General features: G+C 54.6%; 12 protein-coding genes. 11 read left to right on the top strand and 1 reads right to left on the bottom strand.

The genetic code is table 11. From position 1 onward, the window contains the following. Window positions 1-64: 64 nt before the first annotated feature. A complete protein-coding gene (locus WCX49_RS11745) occupies window positions 65-586 on the bottom strand; it encodes a hypothetical protein (protein ID WP_345985269.1) in 522 nt (173 codons plus the stop codon). Window positions 587-741: 155 nt separating this feature from the next. Here WCX49_RS11745 and WCX49_RS11740 point away from each other — a divergent pair, with 155 nt between their 5' ends. From WCX49_RS11740 to WCX49_RS11690, 11 genes are all read left to right on the top strand, one after another. Next, window positions 742-1,755 carry a DUF5309 family protein gene (locus WCX49_RS11740; RefSeq protein WP_345985268.1) on the top strand — a complete coding sequence of 338 codons (1,014 nt, stop codon included), beginning with the start codon at window positions 742-744 and terminating at the stop codon, window positions 1,753-1,755. Between the two features lie 45 nt (window positions 1,756-1,800). Further along, window positions 1,801-2,208, top strand: a complete 408-nt coding sequence (locus WCX49_RS11735; RefSeq protein ID WP_345985267.1) for a hypothetical protein — start codon at window positions 1,801-1,803, stop codon at window positions 2,206-2,208. Beyond that, window positions 2,205-2,516: a hypothetical protein gene (locus WCX49_RS11730; protein WP_345985266.1), complete on the top strand. Its 312-nt coding sequence runs from the start codon at window positions 2,205-2,207 to the stop codon at window positions 2,514-2,516. The genes WCX49_RS11735 and WCX49_RS11730 overlap by 4 nt, the downstream gene beginning before the upstream one ends. Before the next feature lie 18 nt (window positions 2,517-2,534). After that, on the top strand, window positions 2,535-5,291 hold the full coding sequence (locus WCX49_RS11725; protein WP_345985265.1) for an SGNH/GDSL hydrolase family protein: 2,757 nt from the start codon (window positions 2,535-2,537) through the stop codon (window positions 5,289-5,291). A gap of 2 nt (window positions 5,292-5,293) precedes the next feature. Then, a complete protein-coding gene (locus WCX49_RS11720; RefSeq protein ID WP_345985264.1) occupies window positions 5,294-5,542 on the top strand; it encodes a hypothetical protein in 249 nt (82 codons plus the stop codon). Beyond that, window positions 5,542-5,907: a hypothetical protein gene (locus WCX49_RS11715; RefSeq protein ID WP_345985263.1), complete on the top strand. Its 366-nt coding sequence runs from the start codon at window positions 5,542-5,544 to the stop codon at window positions 5,905-5,907. The genes WCX49_RS11720 and WCX49_RS11715 overlap by 1 nt, the downstream gene beginning before the upstream one ends. Further along, complete coding sequence (locus tag WCX49_RS11710) at window positions 5,907-6,392, top strand: hypothetical protein (RefSeq protein WP_345985262.1); 486 nt, start codon at window positions 5,907-5,909, stop codon at window positions 6,390-6,392. Before WCX49_RS11715 ends, WCX49_RS11710 begins: the two co-directional genes overlap by 1 nt. A 1-nt stretch (window position 6,393) precedes the next feature. Then, entirely contained in the window at window positions 6,394-6,855 is a 462-nt protein-coding gene (locus tag WCX49_RS11705) for a hypothetical protein (protein WP_345985261.1), read from the top strand. 8 nt (window positions 6,856-6,863) lie between these two features. Beyond that, window positions 6,864-8,432 carry a hypothetical protein gene (locus WCX49_RS11700; protein WP_345985260.1) on the top strand — a complete coding sequence of 523 codons (1,569 nt, stop codon included), beginning with the start codon at window positions 6,864-6,866 and terminating at the stop codon, window positions 8,430-8,432. A gap of 304 nt (window positions 8,433-8,736) precedes the next feature. Beyond that, window positions 8,737-9,780 (top strand): UDP-glucose 4-epimerase GalE, encoded by a 1,044-nt coding sequence (galE, locus tag WCX49_RS11695; RefSeq protein ID WP_345985259.1) that lies wholly within the window; start codon window positions 8,737-8,739, stop codon window positions 9,778-9,780. Continuing rightward, window positions 9,773-11,215: a mannose-1-phosphate guanylyltransferase/mannose-6-phosphate isomerase gene (locus WCX49_RS11690; RefSeq protein ID WP_345985258.1), complete on the top strand. Its 1,443-nt coding sequence runs from the start codon at window positions 9,773-9,775 to the stop codon at window positions 11,213-11,215. The genes galE and WCX49_RS11690 overlap by 8 nt, the downstream gene beginning before the upstream one ends. Window positions 11,216-11,217: the final 2 nt, after the last annotated feature.

Below are 11,217 nucleotides of genomic sequence, written 5' to 3'. Positions count from 1 at the left end.
CCCCGCCTACCGCTCCATAGGGCGCGTAATCAAAATCATGCATTTGAACATTATACCAGAACGGCTACTCTCTGCATTTCTTTTCGATAAGCCATGCCGGGTTTTCCTTCCTGCACTGCTCTATTGCTTTTTTACGCGCAATCTCTGCCTGCTTCATCCGCTCTATTTCCGCATCGACCTCTTGCCATGAAGCATAAGCATATTCAGGCTCCGTCATAGTATAGTTCAGCGGGGCGCCGAAACGGTCGCTGTCATTGCAATCGAGGAAAACGGTGCCTCCGTCGTTGTAGGAGATCCTGATGTCGTTTGGGTATGCGATGACGACTGCGGAACCACCTTCTCCCTCCATGAAGAAGAGACCGTGTTTCGTATAGATGCTACCCTCGAAGAAATCGCCGTTGTATTCAAAGTCGTCGTCGCCCTTCTTCACCTGAACGACGCTCCCGTTCCCGTCGGTGCATGAAATGGACTTCGTGTAAAGCGGCGTGGCGAACACCTCCCCGGCAGTATCGACGTAGCTGTTTCCGGCGCACCCTGCCAGCAGCATGGCCGCAACTCCCATCAAAGCAATATCAAGAATCTTCACGTTTATTCCTTTGTGCGGTAACCCTCCGCTGAACTATGTCCAAACATTATACAGACACGGTAAAAACCTCCATATATTTTGCAGTGCCATAAGCGCGAAAATCCTCTCGAAAGGCTTGAAAAAGCCGGAATTCTTAAAAGAAGAGGAACGAGAAGATGGCTATTACATCCACAGGGTATCAGGCCCCGGCTACATCCCGCGAAGGTATCAAGCCCTCGGTACATGACGCCGTAATCCAGATCGGCGCTACCGAAACCCCGATCACGTCAAAGGTCGGTAAGTCCAAAGCGAAGGGTATCGAGCACTCCTGGATCATCGATCCGATTGCAGACCCGACACGCAGCCCGCAGCTTGAGATCGCAGACTTCACAGGCGATGCGGAATCAACGAAGCAGAAGCGCACCAATGCCGTCGAGATCGTGACCACAGAGGTCATGGTGTCCCGCGACATGATGGCCGTTGCCACATACGGCGGTAACGAGATGGCCTATGAGGTCGCAAAGAAAGCGAAAGAGCACGCGCTGAAGCTCGAGTACATGAAGTACGGCCTCGGGCGCGATGCAGACCCGCGCGTCTCTGTCTTTATGGCTCCGCAGATCCGTACCGAAGTGCTGGCCGGTGAAATGGCCGGTCTGTTCTACTACCTGGCAAAGGGTGATGCAACCTTCGGCGCCACAACTGCCGGACGCCGCGGCAACGTCTTTGCGTTCGACACAGGAGGCGCAGGCGGAGACTATACGTGGGCGTCTGACGGTATGGCTGCAACGCTGACAGAGGACCGCATGAACACTGTCCTGCAGTCCATCTACGACGCGGGAGAAACCGTCAAGGACATCTACGTCGGTGCGAACCTGAAAAAGGCGTTCAACGGATTTGTCACGCGCCAGCTCGGCAACGAGAACAAAGCGGTCCGCAACGTCGTCTCTCTCGAAACGGACTTCGGAACGATCAACATCCGCCTGTCCCGCTTCCTGAGCGACAAGTACGGCCTCGGTGACGCATTCATCGCCGGCAACTTCGATTACCTCAAGGACGCCCCGCTGGTTGAAACAAACCTCGAAGACGTCCCGACATCGAAGACGGCAAAGGCGAAGCGCTACTACACCTCCACCACAATGGAAGTTCGCAATGCCGATGCGTTCGCAATCGGCGTAGGTCTGACGGCGTAACGGTCGGCTTACATGGGCCTCTTCGGAGGCTCTTACTAAGGAGACATGACGATGACACTTGAAGCGCTTCAGACCATGATAGATGCGAGCCTTCGCGCCAGGGGCGGACTCAAAGTCCCTGCACTAGACGTGCTGGCCGTACTCGTGCATCAAAGCGTTTTGAGTCTTGCGGAGCAGGCGGTCGTGCTTCGGCTGAAGGTGACGGACTACGCGAACAATAACATCCTACGCACCATAGAGCCTGGTGTTTATCTAAGGGTGCCGGTACAGGCTCTGAATGCTACCGACGAGATCGATCTTGACGATTCACTGATACACGCGCTCGCCTTTGACGTTGCGGCCTCTTTGGCAAGGGATGTCGCTTCCTATAAGATTTACAAAGAAATTTCAAATCAGCATCTTGCCAACCACCACTTCAAGATCTACGAAACCGAAGAGGAGCTGACGTTATGAGTACCGCCGATACGATCAACACCGCCGAGACGCTGTACACGCCGAAGACGGCCTATATCGTCCAGCAGGACAGCGGAGGGGAGAGCTACTACTTCAGCCAGGAGTACGTGGACCTCATTCATACGGCCTTTGATACGGATTGTATTGCGGGCATGACGCCGGTGCAGCGCGACTTCTTTTCGCAGTTTACCCTTGCCCAGGACGGGCTGCTGACGTCAGAGAACGCAGATGCTTTGGCGGCGCTTGACGCGCTGCTCGTCGGGCTCGTCAACGGCGACCCCATCCCGACCGCGCTGGTGTGCGCGTAATTTAACAAGGAGAGTATTGTGGCACTAGGAGATTTTATCGCTATCTTGAAGAACATCCGGGATGTTATCAAGCCGGACATTGACGAAAAACATCAGCAGGTTTCCAATGATGCTGGCGCTGCTGCAGGAAGCGCACAGGCGGCTGCTACATCCGAGCAGGCCGTGGCAACGATGAAAACGTCGGTCGAAACGAGCGAGCAGGCCGTGGCAACGATGAAAACGTCGGTCGAAACGAGCGAGCAGAATGCTGCTGTATCGGCAACCGCTTCTGAAACGTCTAGACAGCAATCAGGAGCAGCACGTGACGCCGCACTGGCCGGGGCGACGCTCTACGCCGATGAGGCGACGGGACGGGCGGCCGTGCTGGATGGGGAGTATTTCAGGGTAGCCGGTGGGAGTGATGTGTTTGCCTATTTGTATCAACGCGTCGACACGTCAAATTCAACATTGATCGCAACACTCCCGTCAAAATCGTTCGTAAACAATAAAATCTTGATGGCTCAAAAGTACAGGGCAGGTCTTCTTCTAGGTAATAACCTATTCAATAAAGATACGATCATCCCAAACGGTTACGTTGATGACAACCTGGATGGGGCGTTCGTAGCATCAACTGGCAAGGGGGTATCCGACTATATCCCTGTGGCAGCAGGGACATACTACGACTTCAGCACGAATATAAGCTTTGCCTCGTTCTATGACGAAGATCTCAACTGGGTGGCAGGCGGGTTCAGAAACGTCAGTACGGCAGGGATTACCGCTCCCGCTGGTGCCGCATTCTTTAAGATCACTGTCAACGACAGTGACTTGAACACGTTTATGCTCTCGGTGGATGCAACACCTCTGAACTATGAGTCCTATGCTCTGAATGTTGACCCATCTTTGCTTGGAGACATGAACTCAGAGATCACCGCACTTCAGGCGAAACACTTTCAGAACGATTTCCATGACCCTGATCTTCAGCTCACCTACCCGTACGATGGTACTTTCGACAACGTCGACTACATGGTAGCAGACTTTATCACGAGATCTCAGATTAATCACAGAGAAGAGGTTGGGAATAACTACGCAGCGTTCATCATGGGTATCGCTTCTACAGCCGTAAACCTGAACCTTGGATTCAGCAAGCACTTTCTGCTTGAAAAGCTGGGCTATTCCGTTGGAGATAGGGTAAAGGTCGGTTTCTATTTCAGATACCCTGACGCCGGACCTGCCAGCACACGAAGGATTTATACCGGGCCCACCCTGGCCGCGTATGACACGATCACGACAGTCGATGACAGTGAATGGCACTGGCACGAAACCTATCTGAGCGACACTATCTTGAATAGTGACAACTGGCAGGGAATCTACCTCGGCATTCGTGATACGATCGGTGCGACGGAGGAGTTCCATATCAGAGGACTTACGATCACCAACCTCGATACGGACACATGGGTAGGCGAACGGAAGTCAACTGCTATCGATGATGCAAACAAGAAAGCCCTGCTCAACCTGAACAGTTTTGTGAAATTTATCCCGCCAGAGCTTGGGCTGGCAGGTTCCATGAGTCAACTTGAAAATACCTATGATCAGCTTTCGCAACCGCTTCTTAAATCGGTGGTACCTGTAACATACCCCATTGTCGGAGATTGCTTCGTCTTTGAGGGTACACAGACAGCCCTTACGCGGATCAACTTCTATATGGGGCTTACTGATGCTTCTACAGGTAAATTTTCCGATGTATACCTTGCTACCAATAACTACATCGGCAAATATTTTGTACAGATTGTGCTTGTCAAAGTGACTGCAGATGCAACGACATTCAATACAGCACATACTGCATCCGGTGTGACACGCTTTGAATACAATCTGCCGGTAGGGGAGTGGGTTAAGCTGACGACGATGCCTACCGTTATTTCAAGCAGGGCAGACCTTGAGGCCCTGAAAGAGACGATACAGATTAACTGCACCCCTGCAACCGGAGTTGTCAAGGTAGAAGTCTGTGGACTGACGAGTGTGCTGAGCGAAACGGGGCACTGCAATGATGTAGTGTTCGCCACGCGGGCGAACGACAGTCTGTTTGAAGAGAAGGTCTATGCCAGCCTGGGCGATTCGATCAGCGCAGGTGGCAACTACCAGAGATACCCCGCCGCGATTCACGCCATGACCAGCGCAGTCAGAGGCATTGGCGGCACCACCGTCATCAACAACGGTGGTGCGGCATGGGTGGACGCTGACGGTAATTACCTCGGCAGACCGCCGGAAGCACCACCGTCAGGGACGGAGGGGGTTGATTACTTCACGATCACATCGGGGATGTGTACGCAGGACCGGATTGACACGCTGCCGGTAGATGCCGACCTCATTACGATCATGGGAGGGGCTAACGATTGGGGGCAGGATGCCGCAATTGGAGCGATCGGGGACGCACCGAACGATACGACGGTCAGCCCGACATTTTACGGCGCATATAAGAGTATGATCGACAAGATCCACATACGTTGCCCCAATGCTCGGATCATCATCTGTAACATTACCAGCATCAACAGCGGTGATAACCTCGGGGTCAATGCCAACGGCAACACCGTCGAAGAGTTCAGGGATGCTATCAGAACGGTTGCAAAGGTATACGGTCTCCCGGTACTGGAAGTGAACGAGCTTGGGATCAACCAGCATAATCATACATCATACTCAGACGACGGTACGCACCCGAATGAGCTTTACTGTGCGCTGATCGGGATGATGTTGAGTAACAAGCTGTACGAGCTTTCATACGATGAAGTGAAAGGGGTGTAGCTGTGAGCAATGAAACAAAGATCACCGGGTCAAAAGCCATACTGGGCGTTATGGCGGCGCTTTACTCTTTTTCCGTGTGGGCCGTGACAGATAAGTTTAGCCACATCGACAGCTCTATCTCCGGCAACTCGGAGAAGTACGAGACGATCGTCTGGATGATCGGGGGGCTGGTGACGGATGTCGCCGTTTTGAAAACGAAAATCGAACGCCTGGAGAAATCAGAAGCGAAAGAGCACGGGGGGGCGCAGTGATGTGGCCGACACTCAAAGCAATCTTTACCGGCGGCGTCGTCAACTCCATCGAGAAGATCGCCCTCGAAGCGATCGACACGGACAAGGAAAAGGCAGAAGCGAAGTCTTTGTTCGCGAAGGTACTCGACCCCAACGGGAAGATGCGCCGGGATCTCTCCCGTTTCGCCTCCAAAATGTACGGTTTCTATCTCATCAGCACGACCATGCTCATCGTCATGGTCGCTTTCAAGATCGGTGACGCGGAAGGGGCAAAGGTTGCGGCAACGATGATGACGGATCTCTTCACGCCCATCACCGCGTCGTGGGCAACCATTGTCAGCGCCTCGTTCAGCGTCAACCTCACCAACAGCGTAAAGGGGGTGTGATGAACCTGCAGGCGATGAACGCAAACGTGCGCTACCCGTACAGCGCCGCGTCGCTGGCGAACCTCGAAGGGGTCAGGCCCGAACTGGTCCTGCTGGCGTTCAAGCTCGCGGAGATCGTCGACTGCAAGATCGTCTCCGGGGTGCGGACCACTGCGGAGCAGGCGGCGAAGTTCGCGGAGGGGCTCACGACCAAAGACGGGTACGAGCAGAAGAGCGCGCACCAGGTCAGAGACGACGGCTACGGCTGGGCGCTCGACATCCTCCCGCTGCCGAAGGGGGTCAATATGTACCTGGATGACGGCAGCGAAGACAACATCCGCTGGGGGCAGTTCGACGGGCTTGTGCATGGTCTGGCGCACGGCATGGGCATCGAAGTGATGACGGGGTTCAAGTGGCGCTCGACTATGATGGAGAGCCTGGAGCGGCCGGAACGCGAGAATACCCTGCCGGACGGAAACCACATCCAGTTTGTGAGAAAGGTATGATATGGCCATTGACGTAAATGCCAGTTTCAAGGAGTTCTATAAGCTGGTCCAGGATGAAGCTTTTACCGGGGCATTTGCCACGGCGGTCACGAAGCTCACGGAGCAGTATGATCAATGGAGCATCACCGAGGGGGAAAAAGCGAAGCTGCTGGCGGAGATGACGGCGCAGATCACGGTGGGGATCGTCAACAGTTCCCAGGCGACGGCGCTGGAGCTGGTGACGAAGAGTGCAACCATCGACCATGAGGTGACCTACGCGCAGAACAAGGCGGCGGCAGAGGGTGCGCGGAAAGATCTCATCGTGCGCCAGATGGCCGGGTTTGACGATAAGCTGCGGATCGAGAAGGCAAAGAGTCTTGGCGAGGCGCTGGGGCTGACGTCGAATGCTACCGGGTCTCTGGACGCAAACCTGACAGCGTCTTACTCCGACGCGATAGGCGCCATTGTGCCTGCGGTACCGTAGGGTAGAATATGGGCGCGGCACTTAGGATCGTCAACGGCGACGTCGCCGGGGCGTTCAAGCAGCGCATTATCTCCGCGACGATGGCGCTGCGAAAGTGGAAGCGGGAGTTCAAGAGCCAGTACATCCTGCTCACCGGGACGCGGACCTTCGACGGGGAGAGCTATTTCGGCGGTCGCGTCAACACGGGGGAGCTCGACGATCCTGACATCGAGTACCTGGCGGAGCTCTTCGGCGTCAATGAAGACGGGAAGCAGGAGATCCGCGACGCGAACAACGGTGACGTGCGCATTTACATGAACCTGGAAGCGCGCAGAATCTACACCGTCGATGCGCTCAAAGCGCACTTCCAGCACGAGATCGCGCCGAACGTCCCCGTCGGCCAGGTACTCACCCTACACAAGACGCTCACTGGCGATTACATCACCACTACTTCCACAGATCTGCCTGCCTTACCGACCCCCCGCAGCTTCAAGGTAGGGAAAACGGACATCAATTGGACGGTGACGGTCAGCAGCGCCACGGGCGATACTACGGTAGACACGACGCTGATGTACAGCTACATGCTCTCCGACTTCATCGATAATCACGCCGATGCCGTAACGCTGACGACGGAGTTCTACGATATGGACTTTTACAGCCTGGGGGGCGTGGTCTATTACCGGCACTACTGGCGTACCGTCGCCACGATAGCGCTGGGGGCCACTGACACCTCCTGGCTCGGCAATGCCGGTTATCTTGATAACGAGCTCTACCCCGATATATATATCAGCGACGACGAGGCGGATTACGGTACCGACACCGGCGCGACGGGTGAGTTCGCCACGCTCTTCACCTACGTTTCCGGGCTGCTATGGAACCTGGTCAACGATTGGGGTGAGGGAAGCGGCATCAGTTTCAACCAGGATATGAACACGATCGAAGGGACTTATTTCTACTCGGAGAGCCTCTATATCAATGAAGCATATTGGGATACACTATCACTCCTGGAAGCGACCGTACTCGTTGCACAGCTGGTACAGATCAAAGGAGAGGCGCGTGATGACGGCGGTTTCTGGGGGACGTTCGTCGGGGGGTTCCTGAAAGACATCATCGGCATCGTTGCCACGGTGACATCGTTCATCGACGCCCTGCCCGTGCTCAACCCGATGGTCCTCACGATAGAGTGGTCACTGGAGCTGGCCGGACAGGGCAAGCTTTCCGATGACCTGGACACCGTTTACCGGAAGTTCCGTACGGCCGTGCTGACGTATGTTGCAACCTCGGGGGGAAGCGCGGCAATGGAAGGGACGACGGAGAGCGGCGAGTTCGTCGAAGAGTGGTTCCTGTCCGAGTTCGAGGACTCCCTGGCAGAGCTTGGGTCCATGAGTCTTTCAGAGCTGGCGGTGGAGTTCTCCGACGTCGCGCTCGATGCGGCGCTGGAGATTGCGATGCCGAAGACATCAACAGTGACAGAACCGGCAGAGGATGCGCTGGAAAAAGCAGGAGACGTTATCAGCTTTGTCTATGAAGAGTACGACTCAGATTTTGTCGATTCTGTGTACCTGCTCATGGAAAATCCGTTGCAGAGGCCAGTGTAGAAAATCATTGTTATAATGCTGCAATGAGTGTCAATATATAAGCTTTTATACACCTGCACCGATGCAGTACATTTCGCAGTACATTTTCATATTTTCCAAATAATCCCCGCAAAATAGGTTGCCTTTCGGTCCTCGTGGGGACACCATCTTTTATACACATCCATCGAATTAGAATCGTCTCAGCATAAAAAATAGTCAGAACTACACTTGAATATATTCCATTTTTTTAGTAATTTGTAACACATTTTAATAGAGGGTTTACCCCCCGCGGGGTATTATTGCAAGACAAAAATAAGGGGTAGTAATGCAGATCTTGGTTACCGGCGGTGCCGGCTACATCGGTTCGCACGTCGTCAAGCAGCTGCTTGAAGCGACGGACCACGATGTCTGTATTCTTGATAACCTCTCTACGGGCCACCTCGAGACAGTGGAGACGCTTGAAAGCATTGCCCGCGAGGCAAACCGGGGTGCGCTGCGTTTTTACAAGATGGACCTGGCCGACTTCAAAGCCGTGGCAAAACTCTTTATGACCGAAAGGTTCGATGCCGTTTTGCACTTTGCGGCGAGCAGTCTCGTTGCCGAATCGGTCGCAAACCCCCTCAAATACTACATGAATAACACCGTCAACACGACGCACCTTGTCAGCCGGTGTGTCGAAGCGGGTATCGGAAAGTTTATCTTCTCCTCTACTGCGGCCGTCTACGGCGAGCCTCGGGAGGTACCGGTCAAAGAGATGACGCCGACCGATCCCATCAATCCCTATGGGATGAGCAAGCTGATGAGCGAGCGGGTTATCCGCGACACGTCAGCGGTGAAAGAAGATTTCGACTATGTCATTTTGCGTTACTTCAACGTCTCCGGCGCGGACGTGACTGCCAGCAATGGAACACCGCGCATCGGGGAGTGGCACGAACCGGAAACCCACCTTATTCCGCTGGTTGTCAAAACTGCCCTAGGCAAACGAGACAGTATTACGGTCTATGGCGAAGATTACGATACCGAAGACGGGACCTGTATTCGCGATTATCTCCATGTCGAGGATCTTGCCGCGGCACACCTTCGAGCTCTTGAGTACCTCGGCGCACCTGTAGAACAGAGCGATGGGCCCAACATCTTTAACGTCGGTTATGGGCACGGGTTCAGCGTGAAGCAGGTGATCGAGACCATGAAGCAGGTGAGCGGTGCCGATTTTACCGTTGACAAGGGTCAAAGAAGAGCCGGAGATCCTGCGCTGCTTATCGCGGACAACAGCCGCATCAAGTCAGGGCTCAAATGGCAGGCACGATATGATGACCTGGCACTTATATGCCAAACGGCGTTGGAATGGGAAAGGAGTCTGAATGACTAACATTATTCTCTGCGGCGGGAGCGGAACACGATTGTGGCCGCTCAGTCGGACGCTGATGCCTAAACAGTTTGTCAAACTTTTCGAGGGGGAGTCGCTTTTCCAGAAGACGGTACGGCGCAATCAGACCGTCTGCAAGGACCAGTTTATAGTCTCCAACGCCGAGCAGTACTTTCTCGCCATCGATCAGATCGACGAACTCTCCCTTGCCAACCCGACGGACAAATACCTGCTCGAACCCGTCGGGCGCAATACCGCTCCGGCCATCGCCCTGGCATGCCTGGCGCTTCCTGCCGATACGATCGTCCTTGTGACCCCTTCGGACCACCTGGTACGGGACGAAGCGGCCTACCGGGAGGTGCTGGCCAAGGCAGAGGCCCTGGCCGAGGAGGACAACCTGGTAACCTTCGGCATCGCGCCGCAGTACCCGGAAACGGGTTTCGGCTATATCGAGGCGGAGCCTCAAGAGAGCGTTGAGCCGGTAGCGCTAAGCGTTAAGCAGTTTAGAGAAAAACCTGATTTGCAGACGGCAGAAGGCTATTTACAAGAGAACTTATCGCTTAGTGCTCAACACTTAGCGCCTAAGTATTACTGGAACAGCGGCATGTTCTGTTTCAAGGCCGGGGTTTTCCTCGGGGAACTCAAAACGCATAGTGAATTGATTTACGATGCCTGTGTCGCAGCATTTTCGGCGGCGAAAAAAGATGACCTGATCCGCATTGCCCATGACGGGATGGCGGCGATCCCCGAAGATTCTATCGACTACGCCGTCATGGAAAAGAGCAGCAAGGTCAAAGTCGTCCCTGCCGACCTGGGATGGAGCGACTTGGGGAGCTTCGATGCGCTCTACGACGAACTTCCCCATGACGGTAATGGTAATGCCCTGTTGCAGACCGACGGCGGCGGGGAACCGGTCGGTATCAATGCGAAAGGCAACCTGATCGTCTCCGAGAAACTCGTTGCCGCGATCGACGTGGATGACCTCCTGATCGTCGATACGGCCGACGCGCTGCTGGTGAGCAGAAAGGGAAGCAGTCAGAAGGTCAAGGAGGTCGTCAATCTCCTGAAATCGAGGGGCTCGGAGCTGCCGAATATCCACGTGACGGCGCACCGTCCCTGGGGGACCTACACGATCCTGGACGAATCGGACGGCTACAAGGTGAAACGCATCGTCGTCAAACCGGGCAAACGCCTAAGCCTGCAGAAACACTACCACCGCAGTGAACACTGGATCGTCGTCAGCGGCACGGCGACGGTCACCCGGGGCGAGGAGGTCTTCCTGGTTCGTGCCAACGAATCCACCTATATTCCGATGGGAGAGCTGCACCGTCTCGAGAACGTTGGGAAAATCCCCCTGGTGATGATCGAAGCGCAGGTAGGCGAATACGTCGGTGAAGACGATATCGTCAGGATCGAAGACGACTTCAAACGGGTGTAGGG

Origin of the sequence: Sulfurimonas sp. HSL-1656 (assembly GCF_039645585.1) — a bacterium.
GTDB classification, from domain to species: Bacteria; Campylobacterota; Campylobacteria; order Campylobacterales; family Sulfurimonadaceae; genus Thiomicrolovo; species Thiomicrolovo subterrani.
This window is presented reverse-complemented; position numbering and strand designations above follow the sequence as displayed.

Bases quoted from the DNA above. Each gene is read 5' to 3' on its own strand.
- WCX49_RS11740 (WP_345985268.1), top strand. From the start codon at position 742: ATGGCTATTACATCCACAGGGTATCAGGCCCCGGCTACATCCCGCGAA.
- WCX49_RS11735 (WP_345985267.1), top strand. From the start codon at position 1,801: ATGACGATGACACTTGAAGCGCTTCAGACCATGATAGATGCGAGCCTT.
- WCX49_RS11730 (WP_345985266.1), top strand. From the start codon at position 2,205: ATGAGTACCGCCGATACGATCAACACCGCCGAGACGCTGTACACGCCG.
- WCX49_RS11715 (WP_345985263.1), top strand. From the start codon at position 5,542: ATGTGGCCGACACTCAAAGCAATCTTTACCGGCGGCGTCGTCAACTCC.
- WCX49_RS11710 (WP_345985262.1), top strand. From the start codon at position 5,907: ATGAACCTGCAGGCGATGAACGCAAACGTGCGCTACCCGTACAGCGCC.
- WCX49_RS11705 (WP_345985261.1), top strand. From the start codon at position 6,394: ATGGCCATTGACGTAAATGCCAGTTTCAAGGAGTTCTATAAGCTGGTC.
- WCX49_RS11700 (WP_345985260.1), top strand. From the start codon at position 6,864: ATGGGCGCGGCACTTAGGATCGTCAACGGCGACGTCGCCGGGGCGTTC.
- galE (WP_345985259.1), top strand. From the start codon at position 8,737: ATGCAGATCTTGGTTACCGGCGGTGCCGGCTACATCGGTTCGCACGTC.
- WCX49_RS11690 (WP_345985258.1), top strand. From the start codon at position 9,773: ATGACTAACATTATTCTCTGCGGCGGGAGCGGAACACGATTGTGGCCG.